Genomic DNA, 22,879 nt, shown 5'->3' on the forward strand with positions numbered 1-22,879 from the left:
TCCTCTCCGACACAGCGGTCAGGATCTGACCGCAATCACCGCGAGCATGGTCCTCACCAGCACGAACGAGACCCCGGAGGACCACCGTGACCGCTTCGACCCCCACCGTGACCGCTTCGATCCCCACGCTGACCGGCGAGCGCGCCGACCTGCTCGAGACGCTGGCCACCCACCGGCACTTCCTGCGCCACACCGTCCGGGGGCTGACCGACGAGCAGGCCACCCGGCGCACCACCGCCAGCGAGCTGACGCTGGCCGGCATCGTCAAGCACGTCGCCTCCACCGAGCGGTCGTGGGCGGACTTCGTCGTCCACGGCACCGCCGCCATGGAGCAGTCGCCGGAGGACTGGGCGCAGGAGTGGGTGCTGGCACCGGGCGAGACGCTGGCGTCGGTGCTCGCCCTCTACGACGACGTCGCCGCCCGCACCGACGAGCTGGTCCGCACCGTCGACCTCGACGCCGCCCACCCCCTGCCGGAGGCGCCGTGGTTCACACCGGGCGCCGTCCGCTCCGCGCGGCGGGTGTTCCTGCACGTGGTGGCCGAGACCGCCCAGCACGCCGGGCACGCCGACATCCTGCGGGAGTCCCTGGACGGCCAGAAGACGATGGGTTAGCCGGGCGGGGCGTCGTCGAGCGACGCCGCCTCCAGCTCGGCGACCCGGGTGACGGTGCGGTCGCGCTCGGCGGCCGCCCGCTCCGCCGCCCGGTCGGCCGCACCCGCCCGGCGCTGCGCCGTCGCCGCCTCGTCGCCGGCCGCCGCCGCCTCCTCGCGCGCCCGCGCCAGCTCGGCGGCCAGCTCCTCGGCCCGGGCGGTCAGCTCGGCGGCCCGGCGCGCCGCCCGCGCGGCCCGGTCCCGCGCCGCGCGGGCGGCGCGCTCGGCCTGCCCGGCGAGGTCCGCCGCGGCCTCGGCGTCCTCGCGGGCGGCGGCGACCTCCTGCCGTCGGCGCTCCTCGGCCGCCCGACGCTGCTCCGCCCGCCGCCGCTCCTCCGCCCGGCGCCGCTCCGCGGCCGCGTCCTGCTCGTGGCGGCCCCCGGCTCCCGCGGCGGGCTCGGCGGGGTGCGCCGCGGCCGGTCGCCGGGGACGCGGCGGCGGCACGACGCGCAGGTCGGGGCGGTCGCCCAGGCCGGTGCCCTGGGCCGACAGCGTGCCGGTGAGCCGCCCGGCGAGCAGCGCCTCCCCCGCGTCGGGGTCGGCGAGCGCCGCGCGCAGCGTCTGCTCGACCTGGCCCGCGACGGCTTCGCTGAGCGGGTGGCCGAGGCGGGCGGCCAGCACGCGCGCCTGGCGGGTGAGCGCGGTGAGCAGCCGCGAGCGCTGCGCACCCAGGGCGCGCAGCTGGTCACCGGCCAGGCTCACCTGCGCCTCGCGCAGCAGGTCCCCGAGCTCGACCAGCCCGGCGATCTCGTCGGGTTCCTCCCGGACCAGCGCGTTGCACGCCCAGGCCGCCGTCGAGGGCCGGCCGAGCACCGCGATCGCCCGCGCGAGCCCCCGGTCGCCGGCGGCGCGGGCGCGGCGGGCGGCCTCGGTGCGGGCGGCCACGAAGTCGCCGGGGAGCAGCCCGTAGAGCTCGTCGGCGACCCCGTCGAGGTCCACGCCCCTCCTCGCACCCGGCGGACGACGGCGCGACCCTGCCACGACCGGCGGAGCCGCCGCGAGCGGGAGGGGTGCGCCCGCGCGGCGTCCCTGGCACGGTGTGCGCCGGAGGACGGCGCCGTCCCCCGCCCGGACGCCCCGACACGCCGGCACCCCACGGCCGGCGCCCGATCCCCGGAGTCCCCGTGGTCCCCTGCCCCGCCGCCCAGCCCAGCGCGGCTCCGCACCCCGTCGGTCCCCCGACCGTCCTGTTCGTCTGCGCCTCCGACGCGGCGACCTCGCAGATGGCCGCCGCCCTGCTCACCCGCCGCGCGCAGGGCCGGGTCCGCGCCCTGTCGGCAGGGTCGGCCCCGGCCGCACGGGTCGACCCGGCCGTCGTGGCCGCGATGGCCGAGGTCGGGGTCGACCTCTCGGCGCGGTTCCCCAAGCCGCTGACGGCCGACGCGGTGCACGTCTCCGACGTCGTCGTCAGCCTGGGCGGGGCGCGGCGCTGCCCGCTCCTGCCCCGCACCCGCTACCTCGACTGGCCGGTGGCCGACCGCGCGGGCAGCGACGTCGCCGGGGTCCGGCCGGTGCGCGACGACCTCGACCGCCGGGTGCGCGGGCTGCTCGCCGAGCTCACCGGCTGAGCGCGGTCACCGCCGCAGGGACGGGGCGGTCGTCCACGGGGGTCCTCCTGCCTAGTCTTGGTCTCCCCTGCCCCGTCGGCGTCCGGAGGTCCCCGTGCTGCTGCGCCTGCTCGGACTGCTCGTGGTGGTCTGGCTCGTCGTGACCGTGGTCGGCTGGGTGGTGGAGGGGCTGTTCTGGCTGGCCGTCGTCGGCCTGCTCGCGGTCGCGATCACCGCGGCGCTCGGGGTGCGGGAGCGCCTGCGTCGCTGAGCAGCCGGTGCCCCGGCCCGTGGCGACGGGCCGGGGCAGTCGGACGCGGGGTCAGGCCGCCGCGGCCACCGCGGTCATGGGTGCCGGCCGGCCGAGCCGGACGCCGACGGCGGCGACGACGCTGACCGCACCCAGCAGGGCCAGCGCGGCGCCGGGGCCGCCGAGGGCGCCGCTGACCGCGAGGACGGCCAGCGGGCAGACGAACTGGCCGACGAACAGCGCCGAGGTCCACACCCCGGTGGCCCGGCCGCGCTGCTCGAAGGTCAGCGAGCCCAGCGCCCAGGAGAGCATCGAGGGCAGCAGCAGGCCGTTGCCCAGGCCGGTCACCACCGCGGCGACGACGACGGCGGGGACGGCGTCGGCGAACCCGAGGCCGAGCAGGCCGGCGCCGGAGAGGGCGAAGGCGGCAGGCACGGTCACCGCCGGGCCGAGCCGCGCCAGCCGGCCGAAGGAGAACGCCCCGACGGCGGTGCCCAGCGAGCCGATGGCGCTGATCGCCCCGATGGCGCCGGTGGACTCCACGCCGATCGCGTCCAGCGTGAACGACAGCTCGACGACGAGGACGTAGAACACCAGGCCGGGAAGTGTCAGGACGCCGGCCCCGGAGCGGAGATCACTTCCCCGGAGGTGCGGTATCAGTCAGGTCGATGCCCTCCCGCGCGCGGGCCGAGACGGCGAGCTCGGCGGCCCGTGAGACGACGTCGCGCAGGTAGCGGTGCTCGGGGTCGTCGTCGTAGACCGGGTGCCACCACATGGCCTCCACCAGCGGGCCGGCCTCGAACGGCGGTGGCAGCGCGCGGACGCCCGACCCCAGCGGCAGCAGGTCGACCAGCCGGCGCTGCAGCAGCGCGATGCGGTCGCTGCCGGCGACCAGCGCGGGCACGGTGAGGAAGTCCTCGTTGACCACCTGCACGCGCGGCTCGATGCCGAGCTGGCGCATCTGCCGCGCGGCCGGGGTGGACGCCGTCTGCCCGTGGTAGGTGGCCACCCACGGCAGCGTCTCGAGGTCCTCGACGGTCAGCCCGCGCTCGGCGACGGGGTTGTCGGTGGCCACCACGCAGACCCACTCGTCGCGGTAGAGGTCGCGGTGGGACAGGTCGGAGACGAACCCGTGCGGCAGCAGCAGCAGGTCGGTGGTCAGCAGCACCTGGTGGGCGCTGTCGACGACCGCCGGGGAGTGCGGGGTCAGCCGCAGCCGGGTGCGCGGCGCCTCCTCGGCGAGCAGGGCGGCGAGGGTGTCGCCGAGGACGACGACCACGTAGTCGCTGACCAGCACGGAGAACTCGCGCGACGACGACGCCGGGTCGAAGCCCGGCTGGGCGGTGAACACCCGCTCGACGCCGGCCAGCGCCACCCGCACCAGCTCGCGCAGCTGCACGGCCAGCGGTGTGAGCCGGTAGTCGTTGCCCACGCGGGTGAGCAGCTCGTCGCCGAAGTGGCGGCGCAGCCGGGCCAGCGACGCCGACAGCGCCGGCTGCGACAGCCCCATCTGCGCGGCGGCGCGGGTGACGCTGCGCTGGGTCAGCAGCGCGTCGAGGGACACGAGCAGGTTGAGGTCCAGACTCGCGAGGTTCACCAGCCGACGGTATCGGCGCCGTCTATGACCCCCATCAGACATCTCGTCTTCCCGGGCGGCCCCGCCTCCCCGACCGTGGTGGGCGTTCCCACGAGGAGGACCCGAGTGCCCGACCGCCCGTACCTGGACCCCGCCGACCTCGACCGCGCCGACCCCGAGAGCGCGATCGCCGCGGCGGCGAAGCGGTGCTCCAACTGGGGCCGCTGGGGCGCCGACGACGTGCTCGGCACGCTGAACTTCCTCGACGACGCCAAGCGCGCCGAGGGTGCGCGGCTGGTGCGCCGGGGCGCGGCCTTCTCGCTGTCGCAGCGGTTCGACGCCGACGGCCCGCAGAAGGGCTGGCGGCGCCGGACCAACCCGGTGCACACGATGCTCGACACCGGCACCGACGCCGAGCGCGGCGTGCAGGGCTTCCCGCACGGCATCGGCGGCGCCGACGACGTGATCGCCATGCCGCTGCAGGCGAGCACCCAGTGGGACGGCCTCGGGCACATCTTCGACCACGGCGACGCCTGGAACGGCCGCCGCGCCGGCGACGTCGTCACCAGCCTCGGCGACGCCGTCACCGGCATCGAGACCGTCGCCGACCGCATCGCCGGCCGCGGCGTGCTCCTCGACGTCGGCCGCGCGGTCGGCGAGCAGTTCGGCACGCCCGGCGAGCTCCCCGACGGGTTCGCCATCACCCCCGCGCACCTGGAGGCGACCATCGCCGCCCAGGGCGCCGGCGCCCGGGTCGGCCGCGGCGACCTGCTGCTCGTGCGCACCGGGCAGCTCACCCGCGCCCGCCGCTCGGTCGCCGCCGGCACCGGCTGGGGCGACTACGCCGGAGGCCCCGCGCCGGGCCTGAGCTTCACCGCCGCCGACTGGCTGCACGCCACCGAGATCGCCGGCGTCGCCACCGACACCTGGGGCTTCGAGGTGCGGCCCAACGAGTTCGACGTCGCCTTCCAGCCGCTGCACCAGGTCGCCATCCCGCACATCGGCCTGTTCCTCGGCGAGCTGTGGGACCTCGACGCGCTGGCGGCCGACTGCGCCGCCGACGGCGTGTGGGAGTTCTTCCTCACCGCCGCACCCCTGCCCGTGACCGGCGCCGTCGGCGCCCCGGTCAACCCGCTCGCCGTCAAGTAGGAGCCGAGAGATGCCCGCCGTCAGCAACGTCCTGGTCGTCGGTGCCGGCCTCGCCGGCGCCGCCACCGCCATCCGGCTGGCCGAGGCCGGCGTCGCCGTCGACCTCGTCGAGATCAAGCCCGAGGTCGGCGCCCTCGGCTCCGGCATCACGCTGCAGGGCAACGCCCTGCGCGAGCTGCGCACCCTCGGCGTGTGGGAGCGGGTGTCGGCGGCCGGGTACGCCTTCGACGTCACCGGCATCCGGGCGCCCGACCCCGCCGGCACCGTGATCGCGGAGATCCCCGACGCGAAGACGGGCGGCCCGGACCTGCCCGCCGTGATGGGGATGTCCCGCCCGGAGCTGGCGCGCATCCTCACCGACCGCGCCGCCGAGGTCGGCGTCAAGGTCCGGTTCGGGACGACGCACACCGACCTGCGGCAGGACGCGACCGGCGTCGACGTCACCTTCGCCGACGGCTCGGCCGGCCGCTACGACCTCGTCGTCGGCGCGGACGGGCTGCGCTCCTGGACCCGCCGGGCACTGGGCATCGAGCTGGAGACGACGCCGGTCGGCATGGGCATCTGGCGCGCGTTCGGCCCGCGGCCGGCGAGCGTGACCCGCACCGACCTCTACTACGGCGGCCCGTCGTTCATCGCCGGCTACTGCCCCACCGGCGAGGACTCGCTCTACGCCTACGTCGTCGAGCCGGCGCAGGACCGCTCCACGCTCACGCCCGAGGAGCAGCTGGCCACCATGCGCGAGCTCGCCGCGGCCTACCACGGTCCCTGGGACGACGTCCGCGAGACGCTCACCGACCCGTCCCGGGTGAACTACACCTGGTTCGAGACCCACGTGCTGCCCGCCCCGTGGAACCGCGGCCGCGTGGTGCTCGTCGGCGACGCGGCGCACACCTGCCCGCCCACCATCGCCCAGGGCGGCGCGCAGGCACTCGAGGACGCCTACGCGCTCACCGACCTGCTGCTCACCCGGTCCGCGCTCGACCAGGACCTGTGGGACGCCTTCACCGCCCGCCGCTTCGACCGGGCCAGGACCGTCGTCGACGCGTCCAACCAGCTCGCCCGGTGGCAGCTCGACCACGTGCAGGGCGACATCCCGGGCCTCATGCGCTCGATCGCCCAGCTCGTCTCCCAGCCCGCCTGAACAGCCTTTGTCGCGATAAAGGCACCTCCTGGAGCACCTCATGACCCAGCGCCTGATCACCCACCTGCGGCACGTCGACCTCGCCGTGCCCGACCTGCGCACCCAGCAGGACTTCTTCACCCACACCTGGGGCCTCACCGCCGAGCACACCGACTCGGGCCTGACCTTCCTCGCCGCCGAGGGCAGCCCGGAGCAGTACGTCGTCCGGCTCCGGGAGTCCGCAGACAAGCGCATCGACCTCATCAGCTTCGGCGCGAAGGACCGGGCCGACGTCGACACCCTCGCCGGCACCCTGGCCCGGGACGGCGTGCAGCTGGTGCACGAGCCGCGCGACCTGCAGACCCCCGGCGGCGGCTACGGCTTCCGGTTCTTCGACAACGAGGGCCGCACCATCGAGATCAGCTCCGACGTCGCCGTGCGGCAGCACCGCCGGGTCGAGGAGGGCGAGTCGATCCCCGTGCGGCTGTCCCACGTGGTGATCAACTCCGCCGACCCCGAGGGCACGCTGGCCTTCTACGAGCGGTACCTGGCGTTCTCGCTGTCGGACACGCTCATGCACCCCCGGATGGGGAACATGATGTGGTTCCTGCGGACCAACGAGTGGCACCACTCGATGGCCATCGCCCGGGGCCCGCACGCCGCCCTGCACCACGCCTCCTTCGAGCTGCGCGGCATCGACGAGTACATGCGCGGCACCGGCCGGCTGCTGCGCCAGGGCGTCGAGAAGATCTGGGGCCCCGGCCGCCACCTGGCCGGCAACAACACCTTCAGCTACTTCCTCGACCCGCACGGCAACACCGTCGAGTACACGACCGAGCTCGAGACGATCGACGAGGACACCTGGCACCCGCACGTCTACGACTTCTCCAACCCGGAGGTGTCCGACCAGTGGGGCACGGCGAACGCCATGAACGAGTTCGTCGCCAAGAAGTCGTTCAACGACCCCGACAAGGGTCTGTTCGTCGCTCCTCCGGTCTGATGCGGTTCGCCACCTGGGAGGCCGGCGGGGCCGTCTCCGCCGGCGTCGTGAGCGACGCCGGCCTGCACCCCCTGCCGGAGGGGACGACGGTCCTCGACCTGGTCCGGGCCGGGCTGCCGGCGGCGCTCGCGGCCGGCGAGGAGGCGCTGCGGGGGCCGGCCGTGCCGCTGGACGCCGTCCGGCTGCTGCCGCCGCTCGAGGCCCCCACGGTGCGCGACTTCGTCGCCTTCGAGGAGCACGTCGAGGGCGTCCGCAAGGCCATCGACGGGGTCGCCGGCGTGGTCGCCGAGTGGTACCAGGCGCCGACGTTCTACTTCACCAACCCCTATGCGCTCGTCGGCGCGCACGACGACGTCGCGGTGCCCCCGGGCTCGCAGCGGTTCGACTTCGAGCTCGAGGTCGCCGTCGTGGTCGGTCGCGACGGCGCCTCGCTCACCCCCGAGCAGGCGCGCGAGCACGTGTTCGGGTACACGGTCCTCAACGACTGGTCCGCCCGCGACCTGCAGGCCCGCGAGATGCGGGTCAACCTCGGCCCGGCCAAGGGCAAGGACTCTGCCACCACGCTCGGGCCGTGGCTGGTCACCGCCGACGAGCTCGAGCCCCACCGCGACGACGAGGGCTTCCTGGCCCTGGACATGCGGGTGAGCGTCAACGGCACCGAGGTCGGCCAGGACCTGCTGTCCAACATGGGCTGGCCGTTCGAGGAGCTCATCAGCTACGCCTCCCGCGGCACGCAGGTCCGCGCCGGCGACGTGCTCGGTTCGGGCACCTGCGGCAACGGCGGCTGCCTGGCCGAGCTGTGGGGCCGCCGCGGCGAGGCGGCCCCGCCTCCGCTGCAGCCGGGCGACGTCGTGGAGATGACCGTCGAGGGCATCGGCACCGTCCGCAACCGCGTCGTCGCCGGCGTCGACCTGCCGCCGGTGCGCGCCGCCCGGCCGCGCCCGCGCACCCGCACGCGCCCGACGTGAGCCTCGCGGGAGCGGTCGTCGTGGTCACCGGCGCGGCCCAGGGCCAGGGCGCCGCGGAGGCCCGGTTGCTGGCCGCACAGGGCGCCGTCGTCGTCGCCACCGACGTGCTGGAGCACCCCGCCGAGGACCTCGGCGGCGCCGGCTACCGGCGGCTCGACGTCACCGACGCCGCCGGCTGGGCCGCACTCGCCGAGGACCTGGCGCGCGAGCACGGCCGGGTGCACGGGCTGGTGGCCAACGCCGGGATCACCTGGCGGGCACGGCTGGCCGACCTCGACCCCGCCGACCTCGCCCGGGTCACCGAGGTCAACGTGACCGGCACCCTGCTCGGCATCCAGGCGCTCACCCCGCTGATGACCGACGGCGGGTCGGTCGTGGTCGTCGGCTCGGTGGCCGCCCTGACCGGGCACTTCCCGGTGGCCTACACGGCGTCGAAGTGGGCGCTGCGCGGGCTGGCCAAGGCCGCCTGCCTGGAGCTCGGCCCGCGCGGCATCCGCGTCAACACGATCCACCCCGGCTACGTCGAGACGCCGATGACCGCCTCGGCCGCACCGGCGTTCCGCGCCGCCAACGTCGCCGAGACCCCCCTCGGCCGCACCGGCACCGTCGACGAGGTCGCGCCCCTGGTCGCCTTCCTCCTCGGCGACGGCGCCTCGTTCATCACCGGCGCCGAGATCCCCGTCGACGGCGGGATGACCGCCCACGGCGGCGTGAAGTCCATCAGCGACGCCGTCCGCACTGCCTGAGAGGAACTCCCGTGTTCGAGTACTTCCCCACCGGCCCCTACACCTGGAACCTCAGCGTGGTCGCCACGCTGAACTCCGGCGGGCTGATCGACGAGGTCGACCGCGCCTGCCGGCCGATCAAGGACGCCGCGAACGCCGGTGAGGACGCCGGCACGCCGGACTTCCTGCGCGCCTGGACCGCGCTGACCGACCAGCTCGTCGCGCAGGCGGAGGCCGCCGAGAAGGCGGGGCACGTGCGCACCGCCGGGCAGCTGTGGTTCCGCGCGTCGAACTACCTCGCCCAGGCAGAGCGGATGCTGGCCCACTCGGACCCGGACCGGGTGCCCACCTACCGGCGGATGCTGGAGATCGCGCAGAAGGCCTTCGACACGCACAGCCCGCGGGTGTCCCGGGTGGCGGTCCCCTACGAGGGGACGACGCTGCCGGCCTACTTCTCGCAGGCGCCGGCCGCCGACGACGGCCCGGTGCCGGTGGTCGTGCTGGTCAACGGGCTGGACTCCACCAAGGAGCACATGTACGCCTCCGACCACTGGGAGGAGCTGGCCGCCCGCGGCATCTCCTGCCTGATGCTCGACCAGCCCGGCACCGGTGAGTCGCTGCGGCTGCAGGGGCTGACCGCCCGGGTGGACACCGAGGCCTGGGCGAGCTCGTGCGTCGACTGGCTCGAGACCCGCGCCGACGTCGACGCCGACCGCATCGGCATCGTCGGGTGGTCGCTGGGCGGCTACTACGCGCCGCGCGCCGCGGCGTTCGAGAAGCGGTTCGCCCTCTGCGTGGCCTGGGGCGCCAACCACGACTGGGGTGCGGTGCAGCGCCGCCGCCGGCAGCGCGAGGGCGAGCGCCCGGTCCCCCACTACTGGGAGCACGTGCTGTGGGTGTGGGGGCAGGACGGCGACGAGAACGACCTCGACGGCTTCCTCGACTTCGCCGACCAGGTCACCCTCGAGGGCGTCGTCGAGCAGATCACCGTGCCGTTCCTCGTCGCCCACGGCGCCAACGACCGGCAGATCCCGCTGGAGATGGCGCACCGCTCCTACGAGCAGGCGGTGAACTCCCCCAAGCGCGAGCTGCGGGTGTTCACCCCCGAGGAGGGCGCCACCGAGCACATCGGCCTGGACCACCTGCCGTACGTGAGCACCTTCATCGCCGACTGGGTCGCCGACACCTTCGCCGAGCTGGGCCGCCGGGGGGCGGCGTCGTGAGCATGCTGTTCGTCAAGCTGCCCGTGCGGGACCTGGCGGCGGCGCGGGCGTTCTACGAGGCGCTGGGCTTCCGCGTCGAGGAGACCTCCTCCGACGAGGGCGAGGCCGCGGTGGTCCTCGGCGACGAGCAGGTGCTGTCGCTGCACACGCGCGAGCGGTTCGCCGCGCTGCTGCCCGGAGAGGCGGGCGACCCCGCGCAGGCACCGACCGCGGTGCACGCCCTGACCGCCGACGGCCGGGCGCAGGTCGACGAGCTGCTGGCCCGCGCGGCGGCCGCCGGTGGCCGGCCGGGCCGGCCCGCACGCGAGGAGGACGCCCGCTACACCGGCAGCTTCGCCGACCCGGACGGCAACGTCTGGGAGGTCGTCTGGATCGACCAGCTGCACGTCGTCAACTGAGGGCGGCGCGTCCCGACGTCGGCGGAGGGCCGGAGGTGCCGGGTGTCGGGCGCTCAGGCGACCTGGAACGAGCGCCGGGCCAGGCCCAGGAAGAAGCCGTCGATCGCGGTGGTGACGCCGGCGGTCGGGTCGGTGGCGGCGCCGAGGGTGACGAACAGCGGCGTGAAGTGCTCCACGGTCGGGTGGGCGTAGCGCAGCCCGGGCGCCCGCAGCCGGAACCGCGCCAGCTCCTCGACGTCGCCGCGGTCGAGGGCGTCGGCGGCCCAGGCGTCGAAGTCCGCCGACCAGCCCGGGACGAGGTCCGGCCGGTGCCAGTCCACGTAGGGCAGGCCGTGGGTCATGAACCCCGACCCGACGACGAGCACGCCCTGCTCGCGCAGCGGGCGCAGCCGCTCCCCCAGCGCGAGCAGCGTCGCCGTGTCGTGGGTGGGCAGGCTCAGCTGCAGGACCGGGACGTCGGCCTCCGGGTACATCACCTTGAGCGGCACCCAGGCGCCGTGGTCGAGACCCCGGCCGCGGTGCTCGTGCACGTGCGCGGTCTCCGCCAGCACCGCGAGCAGCTGCCGCGCCAGGTCGCCCGACTCCGGGGTGTCGTAGCGCATCCGGGAGTACATGGGGTCGAACCCGCCGAAGTCGTAGACCAGCCCGGTCGGCACGGTGCTGGTGACGCCGAGGGAGTCCGACTCCCAGTGCGCGCTGACGATCAGGACCGCGCGCGGCCGCGGCAGGCCGCGGGCCCACCCGGCGAGCTCGCGCATCCAGGCGGTGTCCTCGAACAGCGGCGGGGCGCCGTGGCTGAGGTACAGCGCCGGCAGCGGGCCGTCGTCGGGCGTCCAGGGCCGGTGCTCCCCAGGCCGGCGACGTGCCGCAGGTGCGCGGCGAAGGGGTGGCGGGGGTCGATCAGCGCGTCGGCTGCGGCGGTGGGGTGCACCGGTCAGCCCGCCAGCGGCAGGTCGAGGGTGTGCTGGGTGTGGTCGCGCTTGACGGCGAGGTAGCGGGCGTTGGCCGCCGACAGGTGCACGCCGGTGGGCACGCGCTCGGTCACCGCGACGCCGAGCAGCTCGAGCTGCGCGGCCTTGTCGGGGTTGTTGCTCAGCAACCGGACCCGGTCGGCGCCGACCGCGGCGAGCATCTGGACGGCGGCGGTGTAGTCGCGCTCGTCCTCGCCCCGGCCCAGCGCCCGGTTGGCCTCGTAGGTGTCGAGGCCGGCGTCCTGCAGGGCGTAGGCGTCGAGCTTGGCGTAGAGGCCGATGCCGCGGCCCTCCTGGCGCAGGTAGAGCAGGAACCCGCCGGCGTCGGTGATCCGCTCGGCCGCCTCGCGCAGCTGCGGACCGCAGTCGCACCGCTGGGACCCGAAGACGTCGCCGGTGAGGCACTCGCTGTGCGGGCGGACCAGCGGCGCCTCGCCCCCGGCCGCCGACCGGGCGAGCGCGGCCCGCCAGTCGCCCAGCCCGAGCAGCAGGTGCTCGCGGCCGTCGGCGAGCCCGTCGAAGGTCAGCACCTCCGCCGTCGTGGCGTACCCGTCGGCGAACTCCAGCGGCACCGTCACGCGGGTGCGCACGGTGGCGGCGGGAGCCGGGGACAGCACGTCCGTGCCGAGGGAGAGGGTCATCGCGACCTCCGAGTCACTTGTACCTACAAGTGACACCCTAGCGCGGACAAGTTGAAGCTACAAGTACCGGGTGGGACGATGGCGGCGTGGAACCCCGGTGGCTCAGTGCCGACGAGATGACGGCGTGGGTGCGGCTGGTCGCCGTCGTGGAGCTGCTGCCCGGCGTCCTGGACGGTCAGCTGCGCCGCGACGCCGGGCTGACCCACTTCGACTACTTCGTGCTGGCGATGCTGTCGGAGGCGCCGCGCCGGACGCTGCGCATGACCGAGCTGGCCACCCGCACCAACGCCACCCTCCCCCGCCTGTCCCACGTCGTGCGCCGGCTGGAGGAGCGCGGGCTGGTCGAGCGGAGGCCGTGCCCCTCCGACGGCCGGGCCACCAACGCGCGGCTCACCGACGACGGCTGGGCCACGGTGCGCGCCACCGCGCCCGGCCACGTCGCCACGGTGCGCGAGCACGTCCTCGACGCGCTCACCCCCGAGCAGGTCGGCCAGCTCGCCGAGATCGCCGGGGCGCTGCTCGGGCGGCTCGACCCCGACGGGCGGCTGGCCGCCGTCTACGGCACCGCCGCTCCCGGCCGGTGACCGCTCAGCCGGCGACGCGGGTGGCGAAGCCGGTGTAGTCGACGACGAGGCCGTCGTCGTCGACGGTCAGCTCGAAGGCGCCGTGCGCGGGGTCGGCGTACGCCCACCGCAGCGGGCCCAGCCGCCGGTAGGTCTGCTCGACCCGGGTCACGCCGAGCTCCGGGACGTCGACCCACGCCACCGGCGAGGTCACCTGCCGGCCCACCTCCAGCGCGGCGAGCCGCCGGCCGTGGCCGCGCCGGCCGCGCGCGCCGACGTGGTGCTGCGGGACGTCGGGGCGCCGCTGCTCGCCCGCCGGGTGCTGCTGGAGACGCGACCGGGCGCGCCCCCCGCCGCGGCCGCCCTCGCCGCCGCGCTGCGCGCCGTCGCGGTGGGGGTCGCCGCCGGGACCGGGGGAACGGAGCCGTCCGCCGCGGGTCGTGTGTGGCCGGAGGGCTCCGGGTAGTGCGCCGCCGAGTGGCACACCACCGAGACCAGGGAGAGCTGCGATGACCGTCCCCGACACGACGACCCGCGACGCCGCCACCGGCACCCGCGACATCAAGTCGCACGAGTCGACCAGCTTCGCCGACCTCGGCAAGGAGATGTGGTCCTACCTCACCGGCAAGGGCGCCGCGATCAACTACGAGTTCGTCGACATGACCGTCGAGGTGCCGCGCGAGACCGGCCCGGACTCCCCGCGCGCCACCTGGAAGCTCAACGGCACGCTGCGCATCACCACCGCCGAGAACGCCAGCCGGGGATGACGCCGGAGGGCGACCCGCGGCTCGAGGTCATCGCCGACCTGTCGATCGAGGTCGACGGCGTCCCGCTGCGGGTGCGCGCGTCGGGTTCGGAGATCACGGCCTCCTCCCCCGACGTGCGCCGGCTGTTCTCCGCGGTCCGCGTGGCCGGCGGAGCGGCCACGCAGGGCTCCCCGGGCCGCGCCGAGCTCGCCCGGGTGGCCGACACGCTCGCCGACCGGGGCCTCACGGCGCGGCTCGACGGCCCCGGCGGCCGGGTGCTCAGCCTGGGAGCCGACGTCGACTCGCCGGCCGGCTCGGCGCTGGTCGGCACCCGGCACGCGCGGGTGCACCCGGCCGGCACGCTGCTCGGGGCCGGGCCGGCCGCCCCGGTCGCGGCGCTGGTGCTCGTGGCGGTGGTGCTGCTGGCCCGCCGGCGCCGGCGGTAGCCGCCCGCGCCGGCCGCCGTCCCGCTCCCCGCGACGGCGGCCGGTGCGCGTCTCAGGCCGTGCGGGCCTCCTGCCACAGGTCGATGCCGGCGTCGACGGCGTGCTGGTCGATGCGGGCGAGCTCGTCGTCGGAGAAGTCGAGCCGGTCGAGGGCGGCCACGTTCTGCTCGAGCTGCGCGACGCTGCTGGCGCCGATGAGGACACTGGTCACCCGCGGGTCGCGCAGCGCCCAGGCCAGCGCCATCTGCGCCAGTGACTGCCCGCGCTCCTGCGCCAGCCCGTGCAGCGCCCGCACGTGCGCGAGGGTCTGCTCGGTGAGCAGGTCGGTCGACAGCGACTTGCCCTGGCTGGCCCGCGACCCCTCGGGGATCCCGGACAGGTACTTGTCGGTGAGCATCCCCTGCGCCAGCGGCGAGAAGGCGATGCACCCGGCTCCGACGTCGGCGAGGGTGTCGAGCAGGCCCTCGGTCTCGATCCAGCGGTTGAGCATCGAGTAGCTGGGCTGGTGGATCAGCAGCGGCGTGCCGAGATCGGCGAGGATCGCCGCGGCCCGCGCGGTGTCCTGCGGCGAGTACGACGAGATGCCGGCGTAGAGCGCGCGTCCCGACCGGACGGCGGTGTCGAGCGCGCCCATCGTCTCCTCGAGCGGCGTCGTCGGGTCCGGCCGGTGGGAGTAGAAGACGTCGACGTAGTCGACGCCCATGCGCCGCAGCGACTGGTCGAGGCTGGCCAGCACGTACTTGCGCCCGCCGCCGCCCTGCCCGTAGGGGCCCGCCCACATGTCGTAGCCGGCCTTGGTGGAGAGCACCAGCTCGTCGCGGTACGGGCGGAAGTCGTCGCGCAGGTGGCGGCCGAAGTTGGTCTCTGCGCTGCCGTAGGGCGGGCCGTAGTTGTTGGCCAGGTCGAAGTGGGTGATGCCCAGGTCGAAGGCGCGCCGCAGCACGTCGCGCTGCCGCTCCAGCGGGACGTCGTCGCCGAAGTTGTGCCACAGCCCGAGGCTGATCGCCGGCAGGTCCAGGCCGCTGCGGCCGGTCCGGCGGTAGGTCATCGCGTCGTAGCGGTCGTCGGCGGCAGCGTGGGTCATGCCCCGATCCTGCCCGGGTCCCCCGCTTCCGAAGCGCGCCGGCCGCGAGGAGGATGCCCGGCGCGGGGGCCCTGTCGGCCGACCTGGAGGGAGGCGCGCCGTGCCCTTCTTCGACGGTTCCCGCGGCCGCATCCACCACACCGCCTGGCTCCCGCCCGGCGAGGTCCGCGCCGTCGTCGTCCTCTGCCACGGCGGTCTCGGCGAGCACGTGGGCCTCTACGGGGCGCTCGGGGAGCGGCTGGCCGCCGACGGCATCGCCGTGCACGCGCTGGACGCCCTCGGCCACGGGCGCAGCGACGGCGAGCGCGACCTGATGCCGACCTGGGACGTCTTCGTCGACGACGCGAGCACCCTGGCCGGGATCGCGCGGGCGCAGCACCCCGGCCGCCCGCTGGTGCTCGCGGGCCACTCCGGCGGCAGCCTGGCCGCCCTGCTGCTCGCCCAGCGTTCCCCGGGGACCGCGGACGCCCTGCTGCTCTCCGCACCGCCGGCCGCGCCGCTGCCGTGGATGGAGGACCTGGCCGCGGCCGGCGACGGGTACGCCGAGCCGCCCGACCCGGCGGAGGTGTTCAGCACCCACCCGGAGTACCTGCACGCACTGCGCACCGACCCGCTGGTGTACCGCGGCCCCCTCCCGCCGCAGACCGTCCGGGCCCTCGTGCGGACCTGGCCGGAGATCGAGGCCGGGGTGGCCGCGGGACGGCCGGGCGCGCCGACGCTCCTCCTGCACGGCGAGCTCGACCCGATGGTCCCGGTCGAGCACTCACGGACGCTGGCCGCGCGGCTGCCGCGGGCGACGCTGCGCGTCTTCCCCGGCGACCTGCACGACGTCCTCAACGAGCACGACCGCGACGCCGTGCACGACGTCGTGGCGGAGTTCGTCCTGGCCCAGGTGCGCCCCGCCGTCCGGGCCTGAGCGCCGACCCCGGGCACGGGTGGGCGACCGGACGGATCTAGCGTGCGCGGGTGCCCACCACCCCCGCCGTCCCGTCCCCGCCCGAGGCCCGCAGCGGCAGGGGCGTCGTCCTGGTCACCGGGGCGAGCTCCGGGCTCGGCGCGGAGATGGCTCGGCAGTTCGCCGCCCTCGGCTGGGACCTCGCGCTGTGCGCGCGGCGCACCGACCGGCTCGACGCCCTGGCCGGCGAGATCCGCGCCGGCACCGGCCGGCGGGTGGAGACGGCGGCCCTCGACGTCACCGACCCCGACGCCGTCCCCGCGGTCTTCGGTCGCTTCGAGGAGGCCTTCGGCGGCCTGGACCGGGTGGTGGTCAACGCGGGCGTCGGCGGCGGTGCCCCGCTGGGCACCGGGCAGGCCGGGGTCAACCGCGAGACGGCGGTGACCAACTTCGTCGGCGCGCTGGCGCAGTGCGAGGCGGCGATGGAGGTGTTCCGCCGGCAGGGCCGCGGCCACCTGGTGCTGATCAGCTCGATCTCGGCGCTGCGCGGGATGCGGCGGTCGATGACGGTCTACGCGGCGACGAAGGCCGGCGTCGCCGCGCTCGGCGAGGGGCTGCGGTCCGAGCGCGTCCCGGGCGTGGACGTGACGGTGGTCTATCCCGGCTACATCCGCTCGGAGATGAACGAGGGCGTCGCCGGCACCCGGCTCATGACCGACACCGAGCCCGGGGTGCGCGCCGTGGTCGCCGCGGTCGAGGCGCGGAAGGCGAAGGCGTACGTGCCGGCCTGGCCGTGGGTGCCGATCGGCGCGGCGCTGCGCGTGCTGCCGCTGTCGGTGGTGCGGCGGCTGACGTGAGCGTCCCGCCCGACGCCCGCCCGGTGCGCGCCGAGGACGCCTTCGACGTCGCCGCCGTCGCCGCGTGGCCGGCCGCGCACGCCGACCCCGCGCGGGCCGGCGTCGATCCCTCCGCCGTCCCGGAGGTCCGGCAGGTCGCCGGCGGCGTCTCCAACCTGACCTACCTGCTGCGCTACCCCGACGGCGACCTGGTGCTGCGGCGCCCGCCGCGCGGGCAGCACACCGGCACCGCGCACGACGTCGCCCGCGAGTACCGGATCCAGGACGCGCTGGGCCGGGTACTGCCGGCCGTGCCGCGCACCGTCGCGCTCTGCGAGGACCCCGCGGTCATCGGCACGCCGTTCTCCGTCGTGCGGCGGGTCGAGGGGCCGATCCCCCGCCGGGAGCTGCCGCCGGGGGTCGAGCTCTCCCGGGAGCAGGTGGCCCGGCTGTGCCGGACCGTCGTCGACCTGCTGGTCGACCTGCACCGGGTCGACGTCGCCGCCGCGGGGCTGACCGACCTCGACCGCGGGCCCGGGTACGTGCGCCGCCAGGTGGAGAACTGGACGCGGCGTTACGCGCGGGCGCGCACCCGGGACGTGCCGCGGTTCGGGCGGGTGACGGCGTGGCTGGCCGCGCACCAGCCGGCCGACCGGCCGCACGCGGTGGTGCACAACGACTTCCGGTTCGACAACGTCGTGCTCGACCCCGCCGACCCCACCCGCCCGGCCGGCCTGCTCGACTGGGAGCTGGCCACGGTGGGGGACCCGCTCATGGACCTCGCGAGCGCGCTGGGCTACTGGGTGCAGGCCGACGACGGGCCGCTGTTCCGCCGGTTCAGCCGCCAGCCCACGACGCTGCCCGGGATGATGACCCGCGAGGAGGTCGTCGCGTACTACTGCGCGCGGACCGGGCAGCGCGTCACGAACGCGGAGTGGGCCTGGTACGAGGTGTTCGGCCTGTTCCGGGTCGCCGTCATCGCGCAGCAGGTCTACGCGCGCTACCGGTCGGGGCAGACGACGAACCCGGCGTTCCGCTCGTTCGGGATCGCGGTGCGGCTGCTGGAGCGGCGGTGCCGGTCGGGGATCCGGCGGGCCGGCCGGCTGACCCCCGACCGCGCCGCCGCGCAGGTGGGCAGCCCGCTGCTCACCCCGGCGGCGGATCCGGCCCCGCCGGTGGACCCCGCCGCCGCTGGACGACCCCGGCCCCACCGCACCGCTGCGGATTGCCCGCCGGCTCGACCCGGGCGGCTCCGGACCCGAGGACGTCGTCGTCGACGCCGCCGGCCTGGTGGTGACCGGGCTGCGCGACGGCAGCGTCGTACGGGTGGACCCGGCGACGGGCGCGCGCACTCTCGTCGGGCGGACCGGCGGGCGGCCGCTGGGGGTGGAGCCGTGCGCGGACGGCGGCGTCCTCGTGTGCGACCACGACCGCGGCCTGCTGCGCCTGTCCCCCGGCGGTGGGGTCGAGGTGCTCGTGGCCGAGGTCGACGGCGAGCCGGTGACGTTCGCGAGCAACGTGACGTCGGCGCCTGACGGCACCGTGTGGTTCACGACGTCGACGAGCCGGTGGGACCTCGAGCACCACGTCGGGGACCTCTTCGAGCACTCGGCGACGGGGCGGCTGGTGCGCCGCGACCCCGACGGCACGGTGACGACGGTGCTGTCGGGGCTCGGCTTCGCCAACGGGCTGGTGCTGGCACCCGACGGGTCGCACCTGCTGGTGGCCGAGACCAGCCGCTACCGGGTGCTGCGGCACTGGCTGACCGGGCCGCGGGCGGGCAGCACCGAGCCGCTGGTCGAGGGCCTGCCGGGGTTCCCCGACAACGTCAGCCTGGGCAGCGACGGCCTGCTGTGGGTGGCGATCGCCGCGCCGCGCAACGCGCTGCTCGACCGGCTGCTGCCGCTGCCCGGCGTCCTGCGTCTGGCGCTGTGGAACGTGCCCGAGCGGGTACGGCCGAGGGCGACGCCGATCGCCTGGGTCATGGCGTTCGACCCCGCCGACGGCCGCCGGGTGCACGACCTGCGGTCGACCGAGGCCGGGTACGGCTTCGTCACCGCGGTGGCCGAGCGCGACGGCACGGTGGTGGTCGCCGGGCTGCACGAGGACGACCTCGCGGTGCTGGAGCCGCTCGACCGGAACTGACGCAGGCCCAGCCCGAGGTGCCGCCCGCCCGGCTGCTCACCGAGCGCCGTGGCCGTCAGAACGGCGGTGGGTCGTCGTCCGAGTCAGGCGGTCCATCGGCCTCCGGCGGTGGGTCGGGTGCCTTCGGTGGCGGTGGTCGCAGGCCCGGTGGTCGGGTCGTCCTCGTGATCCCTGACGGGCTGGTGACGGTGAGCGTGCCGTCCTCGGTCATCTCGAACCGCCAGCCGCGGGCGAGGGTCTTGAGCCGGTGGTGGGAGCGGCACAGGCAGCACAGGTTGGCGCAGTCGGTGACCCCGCCGTGCGCGTGCGGGATGACGTGGTCGGCGTCGGCCCAGCCGACCCGCTGCCCGCAGGTGGGCATCCGGCAGGTGCGGTCGCGGGTGCGCACGAACGCCCGCTGCGCCGCCGACGGTGTGTAGCGGTCGACCTCGTCGGGTCGGTCGAGCAGCGCGCAGCCGCAGTCGCCGTCCCCATCCCCGTCGGCATGCTCCCGGCAGCCGCGGGCGGCCAGCCGGCGCAGCCGGTCCAGCGTCGCGGTCGCGCGCAGCGTGCCGTCCTCCTCGGTGAGTGCGACGGTGACCGTCCCGCCCTCGGGTGCCTGCACCCCCAGGGCGTCCAACTCGCGCAGCAGCGCGCGCAGGTGGGCGGCGGTGATCGGCAGCCCGTTGACCTCACCGGCCTGCGCCGACCGCCCGGCCAGCGACGCCAGGGTGGCGACGATCTGCAGGTGCGCGGTCACCGCCACCCCCGGCTGCCACGGCCGCTGCAGCAGATCGGCGAACACGGCGGTGCGCAGCTGCCCGATCGGGCGCGGATCACCGTCGGCCTTCACCATCCGCGCCAACTCGTCGACCACCGCGTGGCAGGCCGCGGCCACGTCGGTGGGCAGCTCGGCGGCCAGCGTGCTCATCCCGTCCGACGGGGAGGGGTAGACCCGCACATCGGCATGCCGTTCGGCGGTCTCGCGCCGCCGGTCGACCGCGTCGGCGTCGGCCTCCAGCAGGAGTTCGAGGGCGCGCTTCTTCAGCTTGCCGACGGTCAGCTGTGCCGCGTCGGGTAGGACGGCGGCCTCGATGCGGCGGGCGGTGTCCGGGGTGGTGTGCTGCAGTACCTCGGCCAGCGCCTTCGCGCGGGCCTCGTCCAGCTCCCCGGCGGCCAGCGCGGCCCAGGTGGCGGGCAGGCGCTCGCGGTAGGTCCAGGCCCGGGTGGCCAGGTGGTCGGCCGTACCCCGGCCGCAGTTGAGCACCAGCGCCAGCTCGGCGGTGAAGAACTCCGACACCCCCGGCAACTCGCCATCGGGCTTCCAGGACCCGCGGCGGGCACCAGGCGTGCCCGGCGCGGGGTCGTCGTCATCGGGACTGTCGTCGGCCAGGCCCAGCACCAGCTCGGCCTCGTAGGCGGCGGTCATCGCCTTGACCGCGGCCACCCGCTGCAGTTCGGCGGCCTTCTGCTCGCGAGACAACAGGTCGACCGGCAGCCGGCGGATCTCCGGCGGCCGGGCAGCGAGCAGGTCGAGGAGGTCGCCGACCACCGGCGACTCGACGTCCTCGATCTCCTGCACGACCCGAACCTACGGACCGGGTACGACAGCTCTCGCAGGTCAGCGGTCGGATCCGGCGATCGCGGCAACGACCTCGCGGGCGCCGGTGCGGCCCTCGGGCGTGGGCGTCAGCGGGTACACGTGCACCGCCCCCTCGACGACGGTCACCTCCACGTGTGCGTCCTCGGCGGCAGCGCGGTTGCGCAGGCGCAGGGCGTCGGGCAGCAACAGGTCGCGGGTGCCGACCCAGACGTGCACCGGGGCCAGACCGGCCAGCGGCCCGTTGACCGGGCTCAGCCGCATGTCGGTCGGGTCGTCCCCGCCCGCCCAGGCGCGCCCCGCCTCGACCAGCCCGGCACGCGAGAGCCAGGGGTCCCGCGCCTCGGCCGCCGGGACGCCGGGGTCGGTCAGGGTGAGGTCCAGCCACGGCGCGACGAGGGCGATCAGCCGCGGCTGCGGCAGGTCGGTGTCCAGCAGCGTCTGCGCCAGCCCCAGTGCCAGCCCACCGCCGGCGGAGTCCCCCGCCAGGACGACGTCGCCGACCTCGCGGTGCAGGTCGCCGTAGACCGCGGTGAGGAGGCGGTACGCGTCGCGGTACGTGCACTGCGGCGCCAGACCGTAGTCGGGCACCACCACACGGACACCGGCGTCGGCCAGCCGCCCCACCAGCGTCCAGTGCTGAGGCGCCACGCCCGCCACGTAGGCGCCGCCGTGCAGGTACAGCACTGCTCGTGAGGCGCCGCCGCGGGGCGCGACCGTGGTGACCTCGAAGCCCTCGACCCGGCGGGCGGCCACCTCGTGCCGGCGACGCAGGCGGGCCGGCGGCGGCGCCGGGCGCTTGGGCTCGGCCAGCCTCCGGCGGGCGGCCCCGGCCGTGGCCATGCGCGGCTTGGCCGTCAGCCGCAGGTACGCCGCGACGGCCCGCATCCGGACACTGCTCACGCGGGAGGTGCCCCGACCAGGTCGACGTCGGCCGAGGTGACCGTGCCGGTGCTGCGGCCCGGCGCGCCGGAGAAGCTCCAGTACAGGTTGGTGTGCGCGACGACCTGCTCGGGCGGCGGTGCGCCCCACTGCGACTTGTCGCCGCAGGTGTGCGCGTCGCCGACCAGGACCGTGTCGTAGCCGCGGACCAGGGCGCCGTGCAGCGTGGAGCGGATGCAGGCGTCGGTCTCCGCGCCGGTGACCACGAGGCGGCCGACCCCGAGGCCGGCCAGCACCTGTTCGAGGTCGGTGGCCTCGAACGAGTCGCCGAACTGCTTCTCCACCCGCGCTTCGCCGTCGGCCGGTGCCAGCTCGGGGACGATCTGCCACCCGTCGCTGCCGTGGGCCAGCTCCTCGTCGTCGTGCTGCACCCAGACCACGGGGACGCGTTCACCGCGGGCGCGCTCCACCAGGCCGGCGATGGTGGCCACCACCTCGTCGCGGGCGTGCGCCCCACCGACCACGCCGTTCTGCACGTCGATGACGAGCAGTGCGCTGTGGGGCCTGTCGTGCAGCGTGGTCATGCGTCCTCCCGGGTGTCCGCGGTCGCCCTCACCCTGGCACGGACCACCGACGATCCCCGGCTCAGCGCAGGCTCCACGGCCGCTACTGATCACGGTCCCCCCGGCGTAGCGTGCGCCGCACCCGAGGGGCTCCGGCCCGGGGCCCCGGTCACACCTGGGGGGATCGATGAGTCCTCGTCGTGTCGCGGTGGTGCTCGCCGTCGCGCTCAGCAGCCTGTTCCTCGTCGCGTCTCCCGCCTCGGCCCAGACCCCGGGGGTGAGCTGCGACCTGCCGGAGTCCGACGCCGAGGCCCTGGTGGTCCTCAACGCCTACTACCCGAACCGGTACACCTGGACCGACGCCTCCCTGACCGCGGCGGTGCAGGCGGCGCCCAACGTCGACCCGGCCTACGTCGACGCCATCCAGCGGGCGATCACCGACTGGGGTGCCGTTCTGGCCGACTGTTTCGACGGCGCGATCACGCTCACCGACGTGACCGACCTCGGTGCTGCCGCCCAGCGCGACGCCGACATCACCGTGCACTACGTGCCCTACGCCGGCGGCAACGTCTTCGGCGGCATGGCCGTCTGCGGTGTCAGCTCGTGCCCGAACGTCATCGTGCGCTCCGAGTTCGCCCCCGGGATCCCGGTCGAGGACTACACGCCCGGCTACGTGTACTACGTCGCGCTGCACGAGCTCGGCCACGCCCTCGGGCTCGGGCACGCCACCAACCTGCGCGAGAGCATGGACCTCATGGGCTACGAGTGGATCCGCAACGCCCCGGACCCCGTCTTCTCGCAGTGCGACCTCGACGCGCTGGCCTACATCTGGTCGTGGGCGCTGACCGGCGGGACGCCCCCGGGTCCAGGACCGAGCGCCCTGGAGCCGACCTTCGACTGCTCCCTCGCCTGACCCGACA

Annotated in this window: 28 protein-coding genes and 1 pseudogene; 19 read left to right on the forward strand and 10 right to left on the reverse strand. The window is 75.7% G+C overall.

The features are described from left to right. The first annotated feature begins 86 nt into the window (after positions 1 to 86). A complete protein-coding gene (locus CHC04_RS12915) occupies positions 87 to 614 on the forward strand; it encodes a DinB family protein (protein ID WP_245817161.1) in 528 nt (175 codons plus the stop codon). Here CHC04_RS12915 and CHC04_RS23580 read toward each other — a convergent pair. After that, positions 611 to 1,591: a hypothetical protein gene (locus tag CHC04_RS23580; protein ID WP_141233794.1), complete on the reverse strand. Its 981-nt coding sequence runs from the start codon at positions 1,589 to 1,591 to the stop codon at positions 611 to 613. The genes CHC04_RS12915 and CHC04_RS23580 overlap by 4 nt on opposite strands. Before the next feature lie 185 nt (positions 1,592 to 1,776). Between CHC04_RS23580 and CHC04_RS12925 the strand changes: the two genes are divergently transcribed. Next, positions 1,777 to 2,220, forward strand: coding sequence for an arsenate reductase/protein-tyrosine-phosphatase family protein (locus CHC04_RS12925; protein ID WP_245817162.1), 444 nt, complete (start codon positions 1,777 to 1,779; stop codon positions 2,218 to 2,220). A 94-nt stretch (positions 2,221 to 2,314) separates the two neighbouring features. Continuing rightward, positions 2,315 to 2,470, forward strand: a complete 156-nt coding sequence (locus tag CHC04_RS24180; RefSeq protein WP_176449958.1) for a hypothetical protein — start codon at positions 2,315 to 2,317, stop codon at positions 2,468 to 2,470. A 51-nt stretch (positions 2,471 to 2,521) separates the two neighbouring features. Here CHC04_RS24180 and CHC04_RS12930 read toward each other — a convergent pair whose 3' ends face one another. After that, positions 2,522 to 3,043, reverse strand: coding sequence for an MFS transporter (locus CHC04_RS12930; RefSeq protein ID WP_245817163.1), 522 nt, complete (start codon positions 3,041 to 3,043; stop codon positions 2,522 to 2,524). A gap of 40 nt (positions 3,044 to 3,083) precedes the next feature. Beyond that, positions 3,084 to 4,046: a LysR family transcriptional regulator gene (locus tag CHC04_RS12935; RefSeq protein ID WP_089404328.1), complete on the reverse strand. Its 963-nt coding sequence runs from the start codon at positions 4,044 to 4,046 to the stop codon at positions 3,084 to 3,086. A 105-nt stretch (positions 4,047 to 4,151) separates the two neighbouring features. Here CHC04_RS12935 and CHC04_RS12940 point away from each other — a divergent pair, with 105 nt between their 5' ends. The 7 genes from CHC04_RS12940 to CHC04_RS12970 are packed head-to-tail and all read left to right on the forward strand — an operon-like array spanning position 4,152 to position 10,608. Beyond that, on the forward strand, positions 4,152 to 5,174 hold the full coding sequence (locus CHC04_RS12940) for a cyclase family protein (protein WP_245817164.1): 1,023 nt from the start codon (positions 4,152 to 4,154) through the stop codon (positions 5,172 to 5,174). 10 nt (positions 5,175 to 5,184) lie between these two features. Then, on the forward strand, positions 5,185 to 6,315 hold the full coding sequence (locus tag CHC04_RS12945) for an FAD-dependent oxidoreductase (protein ID WP_089404330.1): 1,131 nt from the start codon (positions 5,185 to 5,187) through the stop codon (positions 6,313 to 6,315). A 40-nt stretch (positions 6,316 to 6,355) separates the two neighbouring features. Then, a complete protein-coding gene (locus CHC04_RS12950) occupies positions 6,356 to 7,294 on the forward strand; it encodes a VOC family protein (protein ID WP_089404331.1) in 939 nt (312 codons plus the stop codon). Continuing rightward, a complete protein-coding gene (locus CHC04_RS12955) occupies positions 7,294 to 8,262 on the forward strand; it encodes a fumarylacetoacetate hydrolase family protein (protein ID WP_089404332.1) in 969 nt (322 codons plus the stop codon). Before CHC04_RS12950 ends, CHC04_RS12955 begins: the two co-directional genes overlap by 1 nt. Next, positions 8,259 to 9,008 (forward strand): SDR family NAD(P)-dependent oxidoreductase, encoded by a 750-nt coding sequence (locus CHC04_RS12960; RefSeq protein WP_089404333.1) that lies wholly within the window; start codon positions 8,259 to 8,261, stop codon positions 9,006 to 9,008. Before CHC04_RS12955 ends, CHC04_RS12960 begins: the two co-directional genes overlap by 4 nt. A gap of 11 nt (positions 9,009 to 9,019) precedes the next feature. Continuing rightward, a complete protein-coding gene (locus CHC04_RS12965; RefSeq protein ID WP_089404334.1) occupies positions 9,020 to 10,210 on the forward strand; it encodes an alpha/beta hydrolase family protein in 1,191 nt (396 codons plus the stop codon). Between the two features lie 2 nt (positions 10,211 to 10,212). Next, positions 10,213 to 10,608, forward strand: a complete 396-nt coding sequence (locus CHC04_RS12970; protein ID WP_245817178.1) for a VOC family protein — start codon at positions 10,213 to 10,215, stop codon at positions 10,606 to 10,608. A gap of 53 nt (positions 10,609 to 10,661) precedes the next feature. Here the strand turns inward: CHC04_RS12970 and CHC04_RS12975 are convergent, their stop codons facing one another. Then, a complete protein-coding gene (locus CHC04_RS12975) occupies positions 10,662 to 11,366 on the reverse strand; it encodes a dioxygenase family protein (RefSeq protein ID WP_217897340.1) in 705 nt (234 codons plus the stop codon). A gap of 176 nt (positions 11,367 to 11,542) precedes the next feature. After that, positions 11,543 to 12,220: a GTP cyclohydrolase II gene (locus CHC04_RS12980; RefSeq protein WP_089404336.1), complete on the reverse strand. Its 678-nt coding sequence runs from the start codon at positions 12,218 to 12,220 to the stop codon at positions 11,543 to 11,545. Positions 12,221 to 12,306: 86 nt separating this feature from the next. Here CHC04_RS12980 and CHC04_RS12985 point away from each other — a divergent pair, with 86 nt between their 5' ends. Further along, positions 12,307 to 12,804 (forward strand): MarR family winged helix-turn-helix transcriptional regulator, encoded by a 498-nt coding sequence (locus CHC04_RS12985; protein ID WP_245817165.1) that lies wholly within the window; start codon positions 12,307 to 12,309, stop codon positions 12,802 to 12,804. Between the two features lie 4 nt (positions 12,805 to 12,808). Here CHC04_RS12985 and CHC04_RS24585 read toward each other — a convergent pair whose 3' ends face one another. Then, positions 12,809 to 13,009 (reverse strand): putative glycolipid-binding domain-containing protein, encoded by a 201-nt coding sequence (locus tag CHC04_RS24585; protein WP_281252233.1) that lies wholly within the window; start codon positions 13,007 to 13,009, stop codon positions 12,809 to 12,811. 24 nt (positions 13,010 to 13,033) lie between these two features. Between CHC04_RS24585 and CHC04_RS24590 the strand changes: the two genes are divergently transcribed. Genes CHC04_RS24590 through CHC04_RS13000 form a run of 3 tightly spaced genes read left to right on the forward strand, consistent with a single transcriptional unit; the run spans position 13,034 to position 13,975 of the window. After that, positions 13,034 to 13,249 carry a hypothetical protein gene (locus CHC04_RS24590; RefSeq protein WP_217897342.1) on the forward strand — a complete coding sequence of 72 codons (216 nt, stop codon included), beginning with the start codon at positions 13,034 to 13,036 and terminating at the stop codon, positions 13,247 to 13,249. Between the two features lie 43 nt (positions 13,250 to 13,292). Next, positions 13,293 to 13,550, forward strand: a complete 258-nt coding sequence (locus tag CHC04_RS12995; protein WP_217897343.1) for a hypothetical protein — start codon at positions 13,293 to 13,295, stop codon at positions 13,548 to 13,550. Next, positions 13,547 to 13,975 carry a hypothetical protein gene (locus tag CHC04_RS13000; RefSeq protein ID WP_089404338.1) on the forward strand — a complete coding sequence of 143 codons (429 nt, stop codon included), beginning with the start codon at positions 13,547 to 13,549 and terminating at the stop codon, positions 13,973 to 13,975. The genes CHC04_RS12995 and CHC04_RS13000 overlap by 4 nt, the downstream gene beginning before the upstream one ends. Before the next feature lie 52 nt (positions 13,976 to 14,027). Here CHC04_RS13000 and mgrA read toward each other — a convergent pair whose 3' ends face one another. Further along, on the reverse strand, positions 14,028 to 15,059 hold the full coding sequence (gene mgrA / locus CHC04_RS13005) for an L-glyceraldehyde 3-phosphate reductase (protein WP_089404339.1): 1,032 nt from the start codon (positions 15,057 to 15,059) through the stop codon (positions 14,028 to 14,030). A gap of 100 nt (positions 15,060 to 15,159) precedes the next feature. Between mgrA and CHC04_RS13010 the strand changes: the two genes are divergently transcribed. From CHC04_RS13010 to CHC04_RS13025, 4 genes and pseudogenes are all read left to right on the forward strand, one after another. Then, complete coding sequence (locus tag CHC04_RS13010) at positions 15,160 to 15,975, forward strand: alpha/beta fold hydrolase (protein ID WP_176449988.1); 816 nt, start codon at positions 15,160 to 15,162, stop codon at positions 15,973 to 15,975. 50 nt (positions 15,976 to 16,025) lie between these two features. After that, entirely contained in the window at positions 16,026 to 16,811 is a 786-nt protein-coding gene (locus tag CHC04_RS13015) for an SDR family oxidoreductase (RefSeq protein ID WP_245817166.1), read from the forward strand. A gap of 23 nt (positions 16,812 to 16,834) precedes the next feature. After that, positions 16,835 to 17,629, forward strand: a pseudogene (locus CHC04_RS13020) (phosphotransferase family protein); the annotation flags it as partial. A gap of 385 nt (positions 17,630 to 18,014) precedes the next feature. Next, positions 18,015 to 18,935 carry an SMP-30/gluconolactonase/LRE family protein gene (locus tag CHC04_RS13025; protein WP_425432454.1) on the forward strand — a complete coding sequence of 307 codons (921 nt, stop codon included), beginning with the start codon at positions 18,015 to 18,017 and terminating at the stop codon, positions 18,933 to 18,935. A 55-nt stretch (positions 18,936 to 18,990) separates the two neighbouring features. Here CHC04_RS13025 and CHC04_RS13030 read toward each other — a convergent pair whose 3' ends face one another. From CHC04_RS13030 to CHC04_RS13040, 3 genes are read right to left on the reverse strand one after another with little or no spacing between them, the layout of a single operon-like run. Continuing rightward, the gene (locus tag CHC04_RS13030; RefSeq protein ID WP_089404342.1) at positions 18,991 to 20,496 is read right to left on the reverse strand and encodes an HNH endonuclease signature motif containing protein; all 1,506 of its coding nucleotides are present in this window, start codon (positions 20,494 to 20,496) and stop codon (positions 18,991 to 18,993) included. A 39-nt stretch (positions 20,497 to 20,535) separates the two neighbouring features. Beyond that, entirely contained in the window at positions 20,536 to 21,417 is an 882-nt protein-coding gene (locus CHC04_RS13035; protein WP_089404343.1) for an alpha/beta hydrolase fold domain-containing protein, read from the reverse strand. Beyond that, a complete protein-coding gene (locus tag CHC04_RS13040; protein WP_089404344.1) occupies positions 21,414 to 21,980 on the reverse strand; it encodes an isochorismatase family protein in 567 nt (188 codons plus the stop codon). Before CHC04_RS13040 ends, CHC04_RS13035 begins: the two co-directional genes overlap by 4 nt. Positions 21,981 to 22,146: 166 nt before the next feature. On the opposite strand from CHC04_RS13040, the gene CHC04_RS13045 reads away from it, so the two are divergent. Next, positions 22,147 to 22,872, forward strand: coding sequence for a zinc metalloprotease (locus CHC04_RS13045; RefSeq protein WP_141233795.1), 726 nt, complete (start codon positions 22,147 to 22,149; stop codon positions 22,870 to 22,872). The last annotated feature ends 7 nt before the right edge of the window (positions 22,873 to 22,879 follow it).

The organism is Geodermatophilus saharensis (assembly GCF_900188205.1).
Lineage (GTDB): Bacteria > Actinomycetota > Actinomycetes > Mycobacteriales > Geodermatophilaceae > Geodermatophilus > Geodermatophilus saharensis.

What these genes read in the sequence shown, in the direction of transcription:
- CHC04_RS12945 (WP_089404330.1), top strand. Translation starts at nt 5,185, where the DNA reads ATGCCCGCCGTCAGCAACGTCCTGGTCGTCGGTGCCGGCCTCGCCGGC.
- CHC04_RS12995 (WP_217897343.1), top strand. Translation starts at nt 13,293, where the DNA reads ATGACCGTCCCCGACACGACGACCCGCGACGCCGCCACCGGCACCCGC.
- CHC04_RS12970 (WP_245817178.1), top strand. Translation starts at nt 10,213, where the DNA reads ATGCTGTTCGTCAAGCTGCCCGTGCGGGACCTGGCGGCGGCGCGGGCG.
- CHC04_RS13045 (WP_141233795.1), top strand. Translation starts at nt 22,147, where the DNA reads ATGAGTCCTCGTCGTGTCGCGGTGGTGCTCGCCGTCGCGCTCAGCAGC.
- CHC04_RS12980 (WP_089404336.1), bottom strand. Translation starts at nt 12,220, where the DNA reads ATGACCCTCTCCCTCGGCACGGACGTGCTGTCCCCGGCTCCCGCCGCC.
- CHC04_RS13000 (WP_089404338.1), top strand. Translation starts at nt 13,547, where the DNA reads ATGACGCCGGAGGGCGACCCGCGGCTCGAGGTCATCGCCGACCTGTCG.
- CHC04_RS13040 (WP_089404344.1), bottom strand. Translation starts at nt 21,980, where the DNA reads ATGACCACGCTGCACGACAGGCCCCACAGCGCACTGCTCGTCATCGAC.
- CHC04_RS12955 (WP_089404332.1), top strand. Translation starts at nt 7,294, where the DNA reads ATGCGGTTCGCCACCTGGGAGGCCGGCGGGGCCGTCTCCGCCGGCGTC.
- mgrA (WP_089404339.1), bottom strand. Translation starts at nt 15,059, where the DNA reads ATGACCCACGCTGCCGCCGACGACCGCTACGACGCGATGACCTACCGC.
- CHC04_RS12975 (WP_217897340.1), bottom strand. Translation starts at nt 11,366, where the DNA reads ATGCGCGAGCTCGCCGGGTGGGCCCGCGGCCTGCCGCGGCCGCGCGCG.
- CHC04_RS12950 (WP_089404331.1), top strand. Translation starts at nt 6,356, where the DNA reads ATGACCCAGCGCCTGATCACCCACCTGCGGCACGTCGACCTCGCCGTG.